18 protein-coding genes are annotated in these 18289 nt (G+C 69.6%); 4 read left to right on the top strand and 14 right to left on the bottom strand.

Annotation, left to right across the window (positions count from 1 at the left end):
- Positions 1 to 169: 169 nt before the first annotated feature.
- The 8 genes from ACYVOK_RS19985 to ACYVOK_RS19950 form a co-directional block, all read right to left on the bottom strand.
- Complete coding sequence (locus ACYVOK_RS19985; protein WP_460663988.1) at positions 170 to 700, bottom strand: bifunctional adenosylcobinamide kinase/adenosylcobinamide-phosphate guanylyltransferase; 531 nt, start codon at positions 698 to 700, stop codon at positions 170 to 172.
- Positions 693 to 1514 carry an ECF transporter S component gene (locus ACYVOK_RS19980; RefSeq protein WP_460663987.1) on the bottom strand — a complete coding sequence of 274 codons (822 nt, stop codon included), beginning with the start codon at positions 1512 to 1514 and terminating at the stop codon, positions 693 to 695. The genes ACYVOK_RS19985 and ACYVOK_RS19980 overlap by 8 nt, the downstream gene beginning before the upstream one ends.
- Positions 1511 to 3121, bottom strand: a complete 1611-nt coding sequence (locus tag ACYVOK_RS19975; protein WP_460663986.1) for an ABC transporter ATP-binding protein — start codon at positions 3119 to 3121, stop codon at positions 1511 to 1513. The genes ACYVOK_RS19980 and ACYVOK_RS19975 overlap by 4 nt, the downstream gene beginning before the upstream one ends.
- Positions 3118 to 4218 (bottom strand): CbiQ family ECF transporter T component, encoded by a 1101-nt coding sequence (locus ACYVOK_RS19970; RefSeq protein ID WP_460663985.1) that lies wholly within the window; start codon positions 4216 to 4218, stop codon positions 3118 to 3120. The genes ACYVOK_RS19975 and ACYVOK_RS19970 overlap by 4 nt, the downstream gene beginning before the upstream one ends.
- Positions 4219 to 4917 carry an SCO2322 family protein gene (locus tag ACYVOK_RS19965; RefSeq protein ID WP_460663984.1) on the bottom strand — a complete coding sequence of 233 codons (699 nt, stop codon included), beginning with the start codon at positions 4915 to 4917 and terminating at the stop codon, positions 4219 to 4221.
- 310 nt (positions 4918 to 5227) lie between these two features.
- A complete protein-coding gene (locus tag ACYVOK_RS19960; RefSeq protein ID WP_460663983.1) occupies positions 5228 to 5437 on the bottom strand; it encodes a hypothetical protein in 210 nt (69 codons plus the stop codon).
- Entirely contained in the window at positions 5434 to 6444 is a 1011-nt protein-coding gene (locus ACYVOK_RS19955) for an aldo/keto reductase family protein (RefSeq protein WP_460663982.1), read from the bottom strand. The genes ACYVOK_RS19960 and ACYVOK_RS19955 overlap by 4 nt, the downstream gene beginning before the upstream one ends.
- 44 nt (positions 6445 to 6488) lie before the next feature.
- Positions 6489 to 7076 (bottom strand): DUF3043 domain-containing protein, encoded by a 588-nt coding sequence (locus ACYVOK_RS19950; RefSeq protein WP_460663981.1) that lies wholly within the window; start codon positions 7074 to 7076, stop codon positions 6489 to 6491.
- A gap of 164 nt (positions 7077 to 7240) precedes the next feature.
- Between ACYVOK_RS19950 and ACYVOK_RS19945 the strand changes: the two genes are divergently transcribed.
- The 4 genes from ACYVOK_RS19945 to ACYVOK_RS19930 all read left to right on the top strand — a co-directional run bounded on the left by ACYVOK_RS19945 (position 7241) and on the right by ACYVOK_RS19930 (position 10863).
- Positions 7241 to 8056: a PspA/IM30 family protein gene (locus ACYVOK_RS19945; RefSeq protein WP_460663980.1), complete on the top strand. Its 816-nt coding sequence runs from the start codon at positions 7241 to 7243 to the stop codon at positions 8054 to 8056.
- Positions 8053 to 8328 (top strand): PspA-associated protein PspAA, encoded by a 276-nt coding sequence (gene pspAA, locus ACYVOK_RS19940; protein WP_460663979.1) that lies wholly within the window; start codon positions 8053 to 8055, stop codon positions 8326 to 8328. Before ACYVOK_RS19945 ends, pspAA begins: the two co-directional genes overlap by 4 nt.
- A gap of 275 nt (positions 8329 to 8603) precedes the next feature.
- The gene (locus ACYVOK_RS19935) at positions 8604 to 10130 is read left to right on the top strand and encodes a sugar transferase (protein WP_460663978.1); all 1527 of its coding nucleotides are present in this window, start codon (positions 8604 to 8606) and stop codon (positions 10128 to 10130) included.
- Positions 10131 to 10251: 121 nt separating this feature from the next.
- Positions 10252 to 10863 (top strand): RNA polymerase sigma factor, encoded by a 612-nt coding sequence (locus tag ACYVOK_RS19930; protein ID WP_460663977.1) that lies wholly within the window; start codon positions 10252 to 10254, stop codon positions 10861 to 10863.
- Between the two features lie 34 nt (positions 10864 to 10897).
- On the opposite strand, the gene ACYVOK_RS19925 is transcribed toward ACYVOK_RS19930, so the two are convergent.
- Genes ACYVOK_RS19925 through ACYVOK_RS19900 form a run of 6 tightly spaced genes read right to left on the bottom strand, consistent with a single transcriptional unit; the run spans position 10898 to position 18228 of the window.
- Positions 10898 to 11269: a hypothetical protein gene (locus tag ACYVOK_RS19925; RefSeq protein WP_460663976.1), complete on the bottom strand. Its 372-nt coding sequence runs from the start codon at positions 11267 to 11269 to the stop codon at positions 10898 to 10900.
- A 5-nt stretch (positions 11270 to 11274) separates the two neighbouring features.
- Positions 11275 to 12909, bottom strand: coding sequence for a right-handed parallel beta-helix repeat-containing protein (locus tag ACYVOK_RS19920; RefSeq protein WP_460663975.1), 1635 nt, complete (start codon positions 12907 to 12909; stop codon positions 11275 to 11277).
- Between the two features lie 36 nt (positions 12910 to 12945).
- Positions 12946 to 14148, bottom strand: a complete 1203-nt coding sequence (locus tag ACYVOK_RS19915; protein ID WP_460663974.1) for a glycosyltransferase — start codon at positions 14146 to 14148, stop codon at positions 12946 to 12948.
- Positions 14145 to 15383 (bottom strand): hypothetical protein, encoded by a 1239-nt coding sequence (locus ACYVOK_RS19910; RefSeq protein ID WP_460663973.1) that lies wholly within the window; start codon positions 15381 to 15383, stop codon positions 14145 to 14147. The genes ACYVOK_RS19915 and ACYVOK_RS19910 overlap by 4 nt, the downstream gene beginning before the upstream one ends.
- The gene (locus ACYVOK_RS19905; RefSeq protein WP_460663972.1) at positions 15380 to 17014 is read right to left on the bottom strand and encodes a YveK family protein; all 1635 of its coding nucleotides are present in this window, start codon (positions 17012 to 17014) and stop codon (positions 15380 to 15382) included. The genes ACYVOK_RS19910 and ACYVOK_RS19905 overlap by 4 nt, the downstream gene beginning before the upstream one ends.
- Positions 17011 to 18228: a Wzz/FepE/Etk N-terminal domain-containing protein gene (locus tag ACYVOK_RS19900; RefSeq protein WP_460663971.1), complete on the bottom strand. Its 1218-nt coding sequence runs from the start codon at positions 18226 to 18228 to the stop codon at positions 17011 to 17013. Before ACYVOK_RS19900 ends, ACYVOK_RS19905 begins: the two co-directional genes overlap by 4 nt.
- Between the last annotated feature and the right edge of the window lie 61 nt (positions 18229 to 18289).

The raw sequence follows: 18289 nt of genomic DNA, 5'->3' as shown, positions 1-18289 counted from the left end.
CTGGTGGTAGGTGGCTCGTTTGCGGGCGGGAGGTGGGCGTCGTTGCTGCTCGAGCTGCCGTCGGTGGCTTCTGGGCGGGGCGGGTCGTCTCCGCGGGGCAGGCGGGTTCCAGGGTCTCGCCGACCTGAGGTCCTGGGCGTGGTCGGGTTGTTGTCGGGGTCTTGGGGGGTCATGTCAGGGGGAGGGTTCGGCCGGCGATGGTCCAGAGGGCGGTGGTGGAGCGGAGGGAGATGGTGGTGTTGAGGCGGCCCATGAGGTCGCGGTAGAGGCGGGTGCCGGCGTCGGCGGGGACCACGCCGGAGCCGACGTCGTTGCTGACGGCAACCACCGTGCGGGTGGTGCGGGACCAGGCCTCGCCGAGGAGGTCGATCTCCTGCTCGACCAGTCCGGCGCGGCCGAGGTCGGACCAGATGTCGAGGGTGTCCATCGTGCGGGACAGCCACAGGGTCAGGCAGTCGATCAGCAGGGGCGGTCCGGGGGAGTCGAGCAGCGGTACCAGGTCGATCGTCTCCGCCAGCCCCCACGAGGCCGGCCGGCGTGCGCGATGCTTGGCGATCCGCTCGGCCCACTCCGGGTCCGACGAGCCGTCTCCGCCGGTCGCGACGTACAGGACCTCGGGCTCGGAAGCCAGCAGCCGCTCGGCCGCGACCGACTTGCCGGACCGGGCACCTCCCAGGATCAACGTCCGCTGCTCAGCCATCGCCCCTCCTCGACTCGAACACCACCGGTACGTCGAAGGCCGCCTTCCGCGCCGTACGACGGAACGCCGTCAGCACCGGCCGCCCCAGCAGCAGAACCAGTACGGCGCACAGCACCCCCCGCGGGATGTCCCACCCCAGCGAGGTCGCCACCACGAACAGGAAGTACCGATGCAGGTTGTCCGCCAGTGAATCACCCGGGATGAACGAGAAGTCGCTGCCGAACGTCGCGTACGGCCAGAACCACAGGTTCATCACCACGCCGTAGAGCACCCCCGCCACGAGTGAGTACGCCGCCAGCACCAGCAATTCCAGTCGGCCACCCACCCGGGGCAGTAGACCGGCCAGACACCCCACCCACGCGCAGGCGAACATCTGGAACGGCATCCACGGCCCGACGCCACCACTGATCATCGCCCCACCCAGCAGCGACACAGCCCCCAGCACGAACCCGAACCCAGCGCCGAACGCTCTACCCGCCAGCACCAACAGGAAGAACCCAGGCTCCAGTCCCGCCGTACCGGGGCCGAGTGCACGCAGCGCGGCCCCGACAGCCGCCAGCATGCCCAGCAACGAGATCACCTTGGCGTCGATCCCTGACTCGGACAGCTCAGCCAGTACGACGGCCACGAGCAAAGGCAGCAGCAACACGAAGAGCCACGGCGCGTCGGTGGTGTGCCCGATAGCCGCCTCACCCGCCTGCTCGGTCTGGTACAGCAACGGCCACCCGAAAGCCAGCAAGCCGACCAGAGACGCGACCACCATGGCCGCAGTACTCCGTGGCTTCAGCCGCACGAGCTTGGTGGGCGTGTTCACGACGCACGTTCCAACGCGGTGGCGACCTCTCCGACCGTCAGGAAAGGCAACGGCGCAAGGATCTTGGCGACCTGTGGTGCGAACGCGGGAGATCCAGCGATGACGGCCGCGGTCTCGCCGTCACTCACCAACTCGCCCTCGGCGAGCACGAGCACTCGCGTGGCCACCTCGGCCACCATCTCCACGTCATGTGTCGACAGCACCACCGCATGACCGGCAGCTGCCAGCTCACGCAGGATCTCCACCAGCCGTCGCTTGGCCCCGTAGTCCAGCCCGCGCGTCGGCTCGTCCAGCAGCAACAGCGGGGGAGCACCGCACAGTACGACGGCCAGCGCAAGGCACAGCCGTTGCCCCTCGGACAGGTCTCGTGGGTGCATCGTGTCGTCGATGTCCGGCGCCAGCCGGTTCAGTAGCGCTCGGCAACTACCCGCGGGCATCCGGAAGTCGGCGTCGGCTCCTGCGCACTCGTCGGCCACCGTGGCCGCGTACAACAGGTCCGCAGGCTCCTGCGGCACGAGCCCAACTGCCTTCACCAGTTTGGACGGCCGCGTACGAGGGGGGTCCGCTCCGGCCGCAGCTACCGTGCCTGATCGAGGTGGAACGATCCCGACCAACGCGTTGAGCAGCGTGGACTTTCCAGCACCGTTGCGGCCCATCAGCGCGACAACCTCGCCGGCCTTGATGCTCAGTGACACGCCACGCAGTGCGGTGACGTTCCCGTAGCCGACAACGAGGTCGCTGCACCGCGCGAGCACAGCGCCGGGAGCAGCAGCCGACCGTCGAGGCACAGCCGAGTCCAACCGACTGCGCAACGTCACGGCGGCCCGCCGCGCGTCCCGCACCGACAGGGGGAGAGGGGACCAGCCCGCAAGGCGTCCGAGCTCTACCACCGGCGGTGCAACTGGTGCCGTGACCATCCGCTCGGCCGGAAGCCCAGTCGTGACAGCGGCCGAGCCACCCGGCACTTCGATCACCCGGTCGGCGTACTGGATCACCCGCTCGAGCCGATGCTCTGCCATCACCACCGTGACGCCCAGGTCGTGTACGAGCCGCTGCAACGCGGCCAGCACCTCCTCAGCCGCCTGCGGGTCCAGCGCCGACGTCGGCTCGTCCAGCACCAGCACAGCGGGATGCGAGGTCAGTGCCGCACCGATGGCCGTCCGCTGCCGCTGCCCACCGGACAGCGACGTCAACGCCCGGTCCCGTACGTCGGCCAGCCCGAGCAGATCCAGAGTCTCTTCGACGCGGCGACGCATCACGTCCGGCGCCACGCCGAGGGACTCCATGCTGTACGCGAGTTCGTCCTCGACCGTGTCGGTGACGAACCCGGACATCGGGTCCTGGCCCACCATGCCGACCACATCGGCCAGATCCCGCGGCCGGTACTCCCGGGTGTCCCGCCCGTTGACGAGCACCCGGCCGGCGAGCGTGCCGCCGGTGAAGTGCGGCACCAGACCGTTGATCGCCCGCAGCAATGTGGACTTGCCGGAACCGGTCCGCCCGATCACCAGCGCCAGCTCACCCTCCGGCACGGTGAAGCTCACGTCCCGCAACGCCGGCGCGTCAGCGCCGTCATACGTCACCGTCACGCGGTCGAACTCGATCATGCGGCCACCAGCTCACGTCGCCGAGCCTGCAACGGCGGTGCGGCCACTGCGGGCGCCAGCCCGAGCAGGATGCCGATTACCGGCAGCACCGGCACCGGTGGCACCACCAGCGGACCCGGCAGCACCAGACCCTCGACACCACGCACTGCTGCGGTGATCATCGCCGCAGCAGCCAGTGCGCCGGATGCGACGACCAGCCACTCGGGCAATGCCCACGGATCCGGCCGGTACCGCGTGCGCGTCACCCTCTGACGGCCCACAGCCATGGCACTCACAGCCAGCAGCAGTCCAACCCCCAACGCCGCTGCAGCGAACGGAAACGCCATGGAGTCGGTGAGCAACGCGTAGACGCCGAGCAAGATGCCCAGCAATCCCAGCAGTACGCACATCCCGGTGATACGACGCTGACGTCGCGGGACGTGCGCCGTACGTCCGTACCCGCGTGAGTCCATGGCGGCGGCCAACTCGACCGACCGGTCCAACGCACCCTCGAGCACGGGCATGGCCGTCGTGCGGAAGGACCCGCGGGCGCGGCCACGCAACCGGCGCGCGGCGCGAATCCGGCGGGCGTCGGTGACCAGCTGCGGTGCGAACGTCAACGCGACCACGCAGGCCACACCCATCTCGTAAAGGGCCCCAGGCAACGACTTGAGCAGACGGCGTGGACTGGCCAACGCGTTGGCCGCACCGATGCAGCAGAGCATCACAGCCAGCTGGCCGCCGTCGTACAGTGCGGTGACCAGTGCCTCGGCGGTCACCTCGCCACCGAGCTTGACGCCGTTCGCCCAGTCGGGCAAGGGAATCTGGGGCAGGGTGAACAGCAACGTGTTGCCCTGCGAACGCGTCGACAACAGTGCCTGCAACACCACCCGGATGCCGATGATGAACAGACCGAGCTTCAGGAACGCGGCGTAGCTGTGCGCCCAGGGAGCGTCGCTCCGGCGGGCGGCCACGACGAATCCGGTGACAACGAGGATCAGCACCAGCAGCACCGGGTTGCGCGTCCTGCTGGCGGCCACAGCCATGCCCAGCGCCCACAGCCACCATGCCCCCGGGTGGAGTGCCCGGGGGAGCGTGAGGTGATGGACGGTACGCACTTACTGGCTCGACCGCCGGCGGCTCAGCAGCAAACCGCCACCGCCCAGTACGACGACCGCCACCGCGGCGATGATGATGCCGCTCCACGGGGCACCGTCGTCATCGGTCTCCGAGGCGGCCGGCACGGCGGTGGAACCGACCGCCGGCTTGATCTCCAGGGTGACCGGCTCGTCCGTCGCCGGGACGTTGATGTTCCGCACCTGGTCGCCGCAGCCCTTGGACGGGTAGCCGTCGATGCCGCAGGTCAGGCCTTTCTCGATCCGCACGGGGGCTACTGCGGAGAGGACCTTCGCACCCGTCGCCTGGGTGTCGGTGACCACACAGGTGCCGGTCGCCGGGCCTGGCTTCTCACCACTGAGCGCGTCCTCCGGCGTACCCGGGTCGACCACCAGAGCGACCCGCTTCTTGCCGGACTCCGCCGGGGTCTTGCCGCAGATGGCCTCGAAGTCACCCGCCGCGCGGGGAACCCGGGGCTTGGCGCCGCCGACGGCGTACCGCCAGCCCTCCACGGACCCGTCGGCCGGTACGACGACGTCGGCGCCCTTCTGCGAGAACGCCCATTGGCTCCCACTCCACTGGTAGTAGCCCCAGAAGCGGTAGCCGTCCTCGGCTTGGGCGGTGGTGGCGACGGTCCCCGCCAGCAGGAGACCCGCCAGCAGGCCGAGAACCAGTCGTGCGGTCCGGCGGTGTGCAGTCATCTCGTGTCCTCGATCAGGCCGCAGCCCGGTGGAGGAGATCCCGCCTGCACAGGCAGGGTAGGGCTCCACCCGCAGGACCACGGCGGGTAGTTGAGCCTGTCTGCCTGTGTCACAGTGTTCCGGCTCGCCACCAGAGGTGGCCTACGGTTGCGGGTCAGCGCCGGACTTCGACCGGCTTCCCTGCGACACAGGAGTGGTTCGCTCGCAGCTTACGGCAGGAACCCGTACGACGCCGTGCTGTGTCTGTTACTTTCCCCACCCGACCGCCCCGGTCAGGAGAGCACAGCGCCGTACGGGTTCTGCGAAAGGCTTACTCAGGGGCGGCGAGGCTCATCGGGCCGTAGACCTCGCGCCCGTCCTCCAGCAGGTAGACCTGGCCGACGCCCCGCTCGGCCAGGTCCCGCCAGGTCTCGCCCAGCCAGCTCTCCGCGTCGCCCTGGGCGGAGAACTCGGCGCCGCCGACCTCGCCCGGGTCGACCACGGCTCCGGACGCGGTCTCGAACCGCCAGCTCCAGCTCACGAGCCCGGCCGGGTCTGCGGCGCGTTCTGCGCGGTCTTGGCCGGGTCGCGCTCGACGATGCTGCCCAGCGTCTCGTCGATCCGCTTCAGCAGCCCCTCCTCGAGCTTCACGCCGGACGCCTTCACGTTCTCGGTGACCTGCTCGGGGCGGGAGGCGCCGATGATCGCCGACGAGACGTTCGGGTTCTGCAGCACCCAGGCGATGGCCAGCTGGGACAGCGACAGGCCGGCCTCGTCCGCGATCGGCTTCAGCTCCTGGACCCGGGTGAGCACGTCGTCGGTGAGGAACCGCTTGATGAAGTTCGACCCGTTCGCGTCGGTGGCCCGGGAGCCCTCCGGCGGCTGCTGACCGGGCAGGTACTTACCCGTCAGCACACCCTGCGCGATCGGGGAGAACACCACCTGGCCGATGCCGAGCTCTTCGGAGGCCGGCACCACCTCGCCCTCGATCACCCGCCAGAGCATGCTGTACTGCGGCTGGTTGGAGACGAACGGGATGCGCAGCTCGCGGGCCAGCCGGTGGCCCTCCTGCAGTTGCTCCGCGGTCCACTCGGACACGCCGATGTAGAGCGCCTTGCCGGCCCGGACGACGTCGGCGAACGCCTCCATCGTCTCCTCCAGCGGCGTCTCGGTGTCGTACCGGTGCGCCTGGTAGACGTCGACGTAGTCGGTCTTCAGCCGCTTCAGCGACCCGTTGATCGACTCGTGGATGTGCTTGCGGGACAGGCCGGCGTCGTTCGGTCCACCCGGACCGGTCGGCCAGTACACCTTGGTGAGGATCTCCAGCGACTCGCGCCGGACACCCTCCAGCGCCTCGCCGAGAACCGTCTCCGCCTTGGTGTTGGCGTAGACGTCGGCGGTGTCGAACGTGGTGATACCGGCGTCCAGCGCCGCCCGCACACACGCCTTCGCCTGATCGTTCTCCACCTGCGAGCCGTGCGTGAGCCAGTTCCCGTACGAGATCTCGCTGACCTTCAAACCACTGTTGCCGAGATAGCGGAAGTCCATACCCCCGACCCTACTGGCAGCCCGGAACGCCGGATGCGGGAGTCTCAGGTCGGCTTCTCGCCGCGCTTCACCATCGGCTTGGGCAGCCGCCAGCGGCGCATCTGCATGGTCCGGCGAACGGCGTAGAACCCGATGCCCTTGGCGGACTCGTTCGGGAACTTCACCGCGACCGCCTTCTTCAGCCCCGAGGTGAGCAGGAACCAGTCGGCCGCGATCAGCAGGATCATCGCCAGGAAGAGCAGGTTGACCATGCCGGCCAGCCATGGGAAGGCGGGCGAGAAGACCACGCCCAGCAGCGACACCACCAGCAGGACCGGCAGCGCGAACTCCATCACTGAGTAGCGGGCGTCCACGTAGTCGCGGGCGAACCGCCGGACCGGGCCCTTGTCGGCGCCCGGCAGGTACCGGTCGTCACCGGTCCGCATGGCCTCCTGCATCTTCAGCCGCTCGGCCCGCATCTTCTCCCGCCGGTACGCGGCGGCCTCCTTGCGGTTGCGCGGTTTGCGCAGCGCGGCCTTCCGGGCCGCCTCGGCCTCCCGGCGGCTCGGGGTGGGACGTCCCTTACCGCCCGGCTTGCCCTGGGGCTCGGCGGGTACGGTGGTAGCTGTCTCAGACTTGGTACGACGGAACACGGGGTCTGAACCTCATTCGGCAGGGCAGGTCGCGACTCGGGGTGGTCCCCGGACCTGACCACCACTTTATCGGGGCCGGTCCTGATGGTGTGGTGACCCGTGGGGACATAGGGTGGTTGGCACGCACGCCGGGTCGACTCGGCACAGAAGGGGTACGGATATCGATGAGCATCTTCAAGCGGATGTCGACGATCTTCAAGGCCAAGGCGAACACCGCCCTGGACAAGGCCGAGGATCCTCGCGAAACCCTTGACTACTCGTATCAGAAGCAGTTGGAGCTGCTGCAGAAGGTACGGCGGGGCGTGGCCGACGTGGCCACCAGCCGGAAGCGGGTGGAGCTGCAGGCGTCCCAGCTGCAGTCCCAGGCGCAGAAGCTGCAGGACCAGGCCCAGAAGGCGCTCTCGATGGGCCGTGAGGACCTGGCCCGCGAGGCTCTGACCCGCAAGTCGGGCCTGCAGAGCCAGATCGAGGACCTGCAGACCCAGCACGCCCAGCTGCAGGGTGAGGAGGAGAAGCTGACGCTGGCCTCCCAGCGGCTGCAGGCCAAGGTCGAGTCGTTCCGGACCCGCAAGGAGACCATCAAGGCCACCTACACCGCGGCCGAGGCGCAGACCCGGATCAACGAGGCGTTCTCCGGCATCTCCGAGGAGATGAGCGACGTCGGCCTCGCGGTCCAGCGGGCCGAGGACAAGACCCAGCAGATGCAGGCCCGGGCCGGCGCGATCGACGAGCTGCTCGCCTCCGGCGCGCTCGACGACGCCAGCGGCACCAGCAAGGACAGCATCACCTTGGAGCTGGAGCGGATGTCGTCCAACTCCGACGTGGAGAGCGAGCTGGCCGCGATGAAGGCCCAGATCTCCGGTGGCAGTGCTCCCAAGGAGCTGTCGGGTGACAGCGCGCAGGGGACCGCCCAGGTGCAGCAGCCCGCGCAGCAGCCGGCTGCCGAGCCGGTGCGGCCGCAGGACGGTGACGCCCGATGATCGTCCGGATCATGAGCGAGGGCCAGTGGCGGCTCGCGGACGAGAAGCTCGACGAGCTGAACAAGATCGACAGCGAGCTGGAGCAGGCCGTCTCGGCCGGCGACGAGGCCGCCTTCCAGACCTCCTTCACCGCGCTGCTGGACTTCGTCCGGTCGGGCGAGAAGGTGCCGGACGACGAGCTGCACGACTCCGACGCCATCCTGCCGCCGAGCGACAGCTCGCTGGCCGAGATGCGCGAGCTGATCAGCGGCGACGGCCTGATCGCCGGCTGAGGCCTTCCGGCCACCCCGATCGGCGCCCCGACCCGGCGGCCGGTCACCCCACGTAGCCGAAACGAGACCCCCGGAACCCGTGTCACGGGTTCCGGGGGTCTTTGTCCGAGAATCTCATGGCCCGGCGGTAAACACTGCCGATCAGTACTGTTTTACCTGGCCTTGACGTAGTACTGTCTGGGTCACGCCGTTGTGGGGGCGGCGTCTGTTCGAAGTCCGTGACGGGGTGTGGGTTGGTCACGGGTTTCGCGTTCACCTGTGGGGGGTGACTGTGCGTGACTGAAATTGTCATGTCCGAGGGGTTGGCCGAGTCGGCCGGCCTCCGGCCGGCGCCGTCGGGAGAACGACGTCGGCCGGTCTGGGTGGTACCGGACGAGGTCCCGGCGATCGTGCCGCAGTCGGCACGGTTCACCGAGGCGCGGTGGGTGGCGAAGTACCGGTGGGCGGCGCTCGCCGGTGACCTGACCGCCGCGCTGATCGGTGGCTCGCTGGCCCTGGTCGCCCGGTTCGGCGCCCAGATCAACCTCGGCTATTTCGTGCTGGGTGCCGTCCTGCCGATCGCCTGGCTGGCCTGTGTGGCGCTGGAGCGCGGCTACGAGACCAGGTACTTCGGCACCGGACCGGAGGAGTTCCGCTCGATCATCCGGGCCGCGGTGGCGCTGACCGCGCTGGTCGCGATCACGTCGTACGCGATCAAGCTCGAGGTCGCCCGCGGTTTCGTCGTGCTGGCCGTGCCGATGACCTGCGCGGCGGCGATGTTCGCCCGCTGGCTGCTGCACCGGGCCATCTCCCGGCGGCGGTTCGTCGGCCGGTGCATGCGCCGGGTGCTCGTTGTCGGACGCAACGACCAGGTGACGACGCTGCGGCGGCACCTGCAGGAGCGGCCGGCCGACGGGTACGTCGTGGTGGCGACCTGCCTGCCGCGCGGTGACGCGTTCGAGGAACCCGAGCCCGAGCAACTCGGCCGGACCGAGATGGACATCCTGGCCGGGGTCGACCAGTACGACGTCGACGTGGTCGCGGTGGCCACCGATCCGGAACTGGCCGGGCACTCGCTGCGCAAACTGTCCTGGGCCCTCGAGCAGCGCGGCGTCGACCTCATCGTCTCGCCGGGCATCGTCGAGGTCGCCGGACCGCGGATCTCGATCCGCCCGGTCGCCGGTCTGTCCCTGCTGCACCTGGAGCGGCCGTCGGTGAGCGGCGGACCGCACCTGCTGAAGAGCATCTTCGACCGGGTGCTCGGTTGCCTGCTGCTGATCGGGGTCGCCCCGATCCTGCTCGTCACCGCTGTGCTGGTGAAGCTGACCAGCCGCGGTCCGGTGCTGTTCAGGCAGACCCGGGTCGGCCGTGGCGGGGAACAGTTCCAGATGCTGAAGTTCCGCACGATGGTGATCGACGCCGAGGCACGCAAGGCGGAACTGCAGGCCCTGAACGAGGGCAACGGGCTGCTGTTCAAACTCCGTGACGACCCGCGGGTGACCAAGGTCGGCAAGATCCTGCGGCGGTTCTCGATCGACGAGCTGCCGCAACTGGTGAACGTGCTCCGGGGGGACATGTCACTGGTCGGGCCGCGGCCGCCGCTACCGGCCGAGGTCGCGCGGTACGCCATCGAGGACGAACGGCGGATGCTCGTCAAGCCCGGGCTGACCGGCCTGTGGCAGGTCAGCGGACGCAGCGACCTGACCTGGGAAGAGTCGATGCGGCTCGACCTGCGGTACGCCGACAACTGGTCGATCGCCCTCGACCTGCTCATCCTGTGGAAGACCGCCCGCGCCGTCCTCGGACGCGACGGCGCCTACTGAAACCGGCCCCGGCCCGCGGCCGGCCGACGGCCGTGCACATCAGCACATCAGCACATCGGCAGCACACGAAGCACCACCCGTCCGACGACGACAACTGGTGCGTTCCCGAGGGGGGAATCCAATGTTGCAGCACCTCAGTGCCGAGCCCGGCACTGACGAACCTCTGACCGAGGCCGGGTCCGGCCCTGAGGCGGTCAGATCCGAAGCGGCGACCCTGGTGATCCAGGCGGCGTCCGGTGACCAGGGGGCCTGGAGCCGGCTGGTCGATCACTACGCCCGGCTGGTCTGGGCCGTCACCCGCAGCTTCCGGCTGAACGACAGCGACTCCGCCGACGTCTCCCAGATGGTCTGGCTGCGGTTGCTCGAGCACATCAACCGGGTCGACCCCGAGCGGGTCGGCGCCTGGCTGGTCGTGACGACCCGCCGGGAATGCCTGCGGGTGCTGGCGTTTCGCAAACGGGTGCTGCTGACGTACGAGTCGGCCGCGTTCGAGGGCGTGGCCGGAGACCAGCCCGAACCGGACGCCGACCTGCTCGCCGACGAGCGGGCGGTCGACGTACGGCGGGCGCTGGAGAGCCTGCCGGACCGGTGGCAGCGGCTGATGGGCATGCTGATGGCCGACCCGCCGGCGCCGTACGCCGAGATCTCCGCGACGATCGGCATCCCGATCGGCAGCATCGGCCCGATCCGCGGCCGTTGCCTGCAGAAACTCAGACTGCTGCTTGCCTCCTGAAGCAGCAACGGTGCGGCCGGTCCCTCAGCCAGGGTCAGAGCAGGACCCAGGCGGTGCGGACCGGCCGTTGCGTCGTGCCCGGCCAGCGGAGCAGGAAGCTGACCAGCCGGGCGGTCGTCGGTCCGTCGTCCGAACCGCGTGACTCGACCACCACCGGACCGGCCGGGGTGACCCGCAGTTCGACGGTGAGGTCGCCGTGGCCGCGGACGTCGACGTCGAGCGTGACGCCGTGGCCGGCGAAGCGCAGGGTGCGCAGATCGTGGTGGGACTCCGGTGCGTCGACCAGGCTGTCGAAGATCAGGTCGAGGACGTCGAGATCCCGTTCGTGCCGCCCGAACGCGGCGTAGCCGACCGAGCGGAGCAGCGCGATCTGCTCGCCGGCGGCACGCTCAGGTGGCCCGATCATCGTTCTCACCGCTCCCCGATCACCTTGATCACGCTGTCCGGGTCCTGTCCGTACGGCGCTCCCTGCCAGGCGGCCCAGTTCACCCGGTTGCCCTGCCCGTGGACGATGAAGTTCCACGGCCCGGCGTAGGTGTTGTGGTAGAACTTGTTGCCCTGCTTGTGGGTGATCGCGTCCTGCACGGTGGCCTTGTGGTACGGCGACCAGGCCGGGAACGTGCCCCAGTTCGAGAACAGCCCGTTGTAGCCGCAGCCGGCCCGGGACGCGCAGGTCCTGCCGATCTTGGCCGGGTCCAGCGAGAAGACGTTGTCGTGCACGCGCACGTTCTGGGTCTTCCACCGGCAGTCGCTGCGGTACGGCTCACGCTGGATGTTGCTCGCGTTGCACGTCTTGGCGGTCACCACGGACGGGTTGACCAGGGTGCCCGCACCGGTGCTGGTGTTGGCCGCCGAGCCGGAGAACCGGTCGGCGTTCTCCCACAGGATCACGCCGCCCCAGTTGTCGGTGAAGACGTTGCCGCTGATCTCGAAGGTCTGGTTGAACACACCGGGCGCCCGCTTGTCACTGCCGGACTCGGAGATGTACAGCGCGGGGGTCGGGAAGCCCTGGTTCTCCGGGCCCTTGCCCAGGCCGTTGCGGACGAACGTGTTGCCGCGGATGCCGGCGTTGTAGCTGGTCTCGTAGACGATGCCCTCGGCCAGGTTGTTCGAGATGTAGTTGCCCTCGATGACGAATCCGGTGTTGTTGGTGTCCGCCCACAGCCCGGCGCTGCGGTTGTCGTGCACCCAGTTGTTCCGGATCACCGCGCCGGTGACCTCCCAGAACTTGCCGCCGCCGGTGCAGCCACAGCCTTCCTTGGTCGTCTCCCAGTCGTCGGTGTTGTTGCCGGTGATCTCGTTGCCCTCGATGGTGATGCCCTTGACCTTGTCCGGGTGGTAGGCGTTGAAGCCGTACTGGCCGTTCTGCTGCAGACAGTTGCCTTTGACAACGTTGTGGTCACCGACCATGACGCCGGCGCCGGCGTTGTGGTGGATCGTGTTGGCCTCGATCGTCCAGCGCCCGGCCGCGTCGTGGTTGACCACACCCTCGTCGTTGTTGGTCCTGGGGGCGCCGAAGTTCTGGATGGTCAGGTTCTTCACCACCACGCCGGTGGCGTAGCCGGTGAACGCGTACCGGTTGCGTTTGCCGCCGTCCAGCACCGCACCCGGCGCACCGAGGTAGGTGTTGCCCTCCTTCGGGATCACCTGCGCGAACGGTCCGGCGCCGAGCGTGTGCGTGCCCGCGGTCAGCCAGAACGTCGTACCGGCCGGATTCTCCTCGGTGAGCTGGTTGAGGTTCTGGGTCGTGCTCACCACGACCGCGCCGGCCGGTGCCTGGGTCGGTCCGGCCAGTGCCGAGGTGTTGCCACAGATCCGCGCCGGGGGAGCCGTCGGCGCAGGGGGTGCCGGCGACTCCGCGACCGGGGTCGTGGACGGAGCGGTCTGTGCCTGTTGCGGTGCGGACTCACCGTCGTCGAGGACGGCGAGTCCGATCGCCACCAGCGCGGCCACGACGACCAGCGCCGCGGCGCCGATCGTCCGGCGGTCGCGGTACCACGCGGATCTCCGGCCGGGGGCCGGAGGGGGCGGGTCGCGATGTTCCATGGCACATCCTTCGGGGGGCAACGGGTAGTGCTCGGGTCAGCGGTGGGTGAATGCCGGATGCCGTACGGCGAACCGGTAGATGTCGAGCAGTTGCCCGACGTTCTGGTGCGGCTGGTGCTTCTCCTCGTAGGTCTTGCGGGCGCGCCGGCCGAGTTCCTCGTACCGGTCCGGCGCGATGTCCACGTCGAGCAGCAGCTTGGCCAGGGCGTCCGGCCGGCCGGGCTCGAACAGCATGCTGTCCACACCGTCCTCGATCAGTTCCGGGAACGAGCCGTGGCCGGATGCGAGCAGCGGTACGCCGACCGCCATCGCCTCGACCACGACCAGCCCGAACGTCTCCTCCCACTCCGACGGCAGGACGACGGCCCGGGACCGCCCGATCAGCTCGAACACCTCCTGCTTGCTCAGCAGGCCGCGCAGCTCGACCGACGGCCGCTCGGCCGCCCACGCGGTCACCTCGTCCTGCAGCGGCCCGCCGCCGGCCACGACGAGCCGCAACGCGTCGTCCCCGGCGATCGCCCGGTACGCGTCCCAGCCCTTCATCAGCAGCGGTGCGCCCTTGGCCGCGTCCAGCCGGCCGACATAGCAGACCTGCCGTTCCCGCGGTCCGCCGAGCGGGCCGTCGTACGGGACGACGTTGTACTTGACGAAGGACCGGTGCGGGTCGAAGTCCATGCCCGCCATCAAACTGCGCTGGGACTCGGAGATGAAGATGTACGCCGACACCAGGTTGCGCCAGGTCCGCCGGTGGCCGCGCGTGTTCAGCACCGTCGTCGCGGTCGCCAGCGTGGATCCCCGGTAGCAACCGTGGCGTACGCCGGGGAGCGGATTGCCGCCGGCGCAGTCGTGGCAGACAGCACCACCGCGGAAGAAGTCACCGCTGGCGCACAGCAGCTTGTAGTTGTGCAGCGTGATCACGACCGGCACGCCGGCGTCGCGGCACGCGTACAGCACCGACGGGCTCAGCAGGGGGAACGTGTTGTGGACGTGTACGACGTCCGGGCGGAACTCGGCCAGCTCGGCCGCGAGGTCGCGCTTGCTGGTGGCGCTCCAGACGACTCGGGCCGGCAGCGTGGCCTTCTGCCAGGCCGGCCAGTCCTCGATCTCGTCGCTGAAGCGCTCGAAGTGCCGGACCTCGTGCCCGAGTTCGGCCAGCGCCGCGCTCTCCTGGTCGACCACCCGATTCTCGCCGCTCGGAGCGGTCGACCGGTACCTGTTGTGCACGAGCAGGATCTTCATCGCGCTCCCTCACGGGTGTTCACGTTGTACACGAGCGACGCGGCCAGGGTGAGCTCGAGCAGGTACGGCGACGCCTCGCTGAGCCCGCTCTCGGTGAACGAGGCGACCACGCAGTACGCGACCAGGAAGAGAGCCAGGGCGCGCTGCGGGCCCTGCGGCCGGAACCACGCGGCGGTCAGCACGAACAGCACGAGCGTGATCGTGATCGCCACGCCGACCAGGCCCACGTCGTAGTACGTGCCGAGCCAGTTGCTGTCGATCGGCAGGCCGTTGAAGGACTTGTTGGACAGTCCGAAGCCGAAGAGCATCTCGAACGTGGAGCGTGGCGCGGCGATGATCGACTCCCAGACTGCTCGGCGGCCGGTCAGCTCGGTGACTTCCTCGGAGTCCTGCCCACGGGCCAGCCACGTCGTCACCACCGAGCCGACCGTGAGCGCTCCGAGGGTGAAGACGACGGCCCCGACCGCGAGGAACCTACGCGCCCGGGTGCGCGCGGTGAACAGGCTCAGTCCCGCGATCAGTACGCCGGCCAGCAACGCGATCAACGCGGTCCGCGTGTGGGTCAGCAACAGCACCGGGACGGCGACCAGCACACTCGCCACCGCCACACTGCGTCTGAGCAGACCGGCCAGCCACAGCACGACCGTCAGACCGGTCGCCACCGCGGCGTAGTGCCCGACCTGGGTGGGCGGAATGGGCCACAGGATTCCGTTCAGGCGGTCGCCGGTCATCGCGATGCCGGGCGCGGCCAGCAGTCCGAGGACGACCGAGCCGAGGATCAACCACAGCACGATCAGGTGAGTCCGGACCAGCAGCAGGTCACGCCGGGTCCACCACGGCGTGAGCAGCCACAGCACCATCGCGAACGTGAACAGCCGCCCGGCCCGGAACAGCGCACCGAACAGGAACTCCGCCCGGATGCTGGCCAGCAACGCCTCCGACGCCAGCAGGACGAGCAGGAAGATGAAGACACTGGGCCGGACCCGGACCGGCCGGTTGACGGTCAGCACCACCATCAGGGCCGCGACGAGCGAGGCCTGCGCGATCAGCTTGCCGGCCATGCCCGGGATCGGCAGCACGTGCGGTGCGCCGGGGAAGAACGTCATCACGTTCAGCACCAGCAATCCCCAGACCAGCTGGACGCGGCGGCGCCGGCGGACCTCGGGTACGACGACCCGCCGGGTCGGACGGAGTCCGATCCGGGTCGCCACGCGCTCGCTCAGCCCAATGGTCATCGGAACAGCTCGACGTCCACGGTGCGCGCCGGACCGGCCTCGGTCTCGGCGACGCCGACGCTCTCGTCGGTACGGTCCGGACGCAGCACCACGGCGGTGTCGATCTCGAGCCCGGCCAGCCGCAGCATCTCACCGGTGGCGGTGATCTTGGCCGTGGTCGAGCGACCCGCGGTCACCACGACCGCGGCGTGCGAGGCCCACGTGCCGAGGTGGTCGGCACCCAGCTCGGGCGTCAATGTCGCCAGCACGAGGACCAGGTCGGCGACCTCCCAGGCGGCGTCGAGAGCCACGTCACCGGTACTCGAGGGCCGGCTGCTGTCGTCCAGCCGCGGGTAGCTGCCCTGGGCCGGACCGCCGTGCGGGTTGGGGAGGTGGACGTCGATGCGCCGCTGCGGCTCACTGAACCGCGACTCCCGGGTGCCGGGTGTCTTCACCCCGAGCATTGCCGCCAGCATGCCGGTCCCGGTCAGGTCGGCGACCAGGACGTGCTTGCCTTCGTCGGCGGCCGAGACCGCGAGCGACGCCACCACCAGGGCAGACGTGCGTAGGTCGTCGACGCTGACGACCGCGATGGACGGCGTGGGCCGCTCGTCCCAGAAGATGCGCTGACCGAGGTGCTGCACCATCAGCCGGATCTCCGGCAACCGGCGCTGTGACGCGCGCAGGTACCGCGGGTACGGGAACAGCCGCCAGCGTGGTGGTCGTTCGGTGCTCAGGCGGACCCGGGCGCCCAGGGCGTGGGCGATGTCCTGCCGTTTCCACAGCCGGTCCGAGATCAGCGCCCGGACGATCACGAACGCGAGACCGACGAACAGACCGGCGATCAGTCCGGTACCGGCGTTGATCGCCAGCGTGCGCTTGGCGGAGACGGGCACCGGCGCGGCAAGGTCGAGGATGCGGCTGCTGTTCATCCGGGACGCCTGGACCTCCTGGTCCAGGATCTGCTGCCGGACGAACTGCACCCGGTCCCGGGCCAGGCCGAGCTGGATCGCCTCCGCACTGGCCGGCCGCTCCAGCGGATCCGCGTCCGGGTCGTCACCCGCGGCCACAACCGCCGCCCTGGCGGCGGCCAGAGCGGCATCCGCCGCTCTGAGGTCGCGACGCAGCGGGTCGTCCTGCAGCGCGATCTGCTCCTTGCGGAAAACCAGGAAAACCTGGGCGATGCGGGTCGCCTGCCTGTTGGCCTGATCGGTCGTCTCGGCCTCGACCGCGATCTCCAGCACCCGGTCGGTCATCGCGGTCGCTGTGTACCGCTTCAACAGGTCGTCGGGAGTCTCGGGCAGCTTGAGCTGTTCGATCGTCCGCTGCGCGACGGTGTGGGTGGTCGCAAGGCTCACATCCGTGGCCATCGCCTTGGCGGGGTCCTCACCCTCCTTGTGGGTGAGCAGCAGCCGGGTCGAGGACACGTGCGGCGCGGGCAGGGCGAAGGTCGACCCCAGTCCGCCGAGCAGCCCGACGACGGCAAGCACCAGCCAGATGCGCAGGTGCCGGCGAACGGCGTCGCGGAGGAACCGGAAGGTGACCAGACTGTCCGGTGGGAACGCCTTGGTCGGCTCGTTCGCGAACAGGCCGTCGTCGTCGGTCCAGCCGGGATCGGTCGCGATGGGCTCGTTGTACGGCTGGTTGCTCATTTGTTCCTCCTCGCGGTGGTTCCGGTGAGGAGGGTGGGCAGCCGCGAGCCGGTCCGGCGAGCCGACTGCGAGACCCGGCCGATGGTGCGGTCCGTCGGGTCGGGATCGGTGACGACCAGGCCGTCGATGGTGCGGTCGTCGGCCGCGGCGGACACGGCCAGCCGGGCCAGTTCCTCGGCCGTCACGGTGCCGGCCGACAGGGCGACGATCGTGTTCGTGGTCCGGGTGGTGCCGGCCAGGTGCGGGGCGTCCCGGTCGACCACGACCAGATGGATGTCCAGGGCAACGTTTCCGGCCGGCTCCTGGTGCGTGTCGACCACGATCGAGGTTGGGATGCCGATCGACGTCGCCAGTGCCGCGAGTTGCGGACCGAGCGGGAGCGCCTTCTCGTCGCCGGCGAAGGAGATGACCGTCAGCGAGAGCGGACCGCCGCCCCTCACGTCGAGGCCGAGGTGGTGCAGCGTCTTGCGCAGACTCCACGCTTCGACCGCGGTCGGCTGGTAGTGCCCCAGTAGATAGGCCCAGTCGGACACGTCGGTCGCCCGGTACGACGAGACCGATGCGAGCACCGGCAGGCCGACCGCGTCGGCGATCTCGTCGCGCAGCCGCAGCCGCCGGTCACCGCGAGCCTTGGCCAGTACGCCGATCGAGCCCGCGACGGCGCCGACGAGCGCGCCGAGCAAACCCCAGATCGCGAGATGGATCGCCAGGTTTCCGCCCCGTGCGGTCGTCGCCTGCTCCAGCACCCGAGCCCCCGTCTTCTTCCCGAGGTCGCCCGGCAGGACCTGGTCGGTCGTGATGAAGACCAGGTAGACCTGGGCGACCGCGTTCGCCAGCCGCATCGACTGCGCCGCCGTCGTGCCCTTGGCGTCGATCTTGATCACGTCGTCGGTCACCGCCGTCACCTTGACCCGGTCCCGCACCACCTTGGTGGACAGCGCCGGGCTCAGGTTCTGACCGGCGCTCTTCAGCACCGGCTCGCTCCCGGCGATGAAGACCTGGGTCTCGATGCTCTGGGTGCCCTCCACCTTGTCCGCCTCGGCAGCCGGGGGCGGCGGCAGCACGACGAGTGACGTGGCAGTGTGCATCGGCGGCACCAGCAGGCCGTAGCCCAGTCCGCAGAGCAGGCCGACCGCGGCCACGGCGGCGACGATGAGGCGGTGCCGCCGGATGGCCCGCCAGGACTTCTTGACGTCGAGCTGCTGTGCGCTCACAGGCCCCTCCAGTCGAACGCCACGATCGGTTCGCAGTAATAGAGGGGCGGGATCGGAGACT

The sequence above is a fragment of the Kribbella swartbergensis genome (genome assembly GCF_054784135.1).
This window is presented reverse-complemented; position numbering and strand designations above follow the sequence as displayed.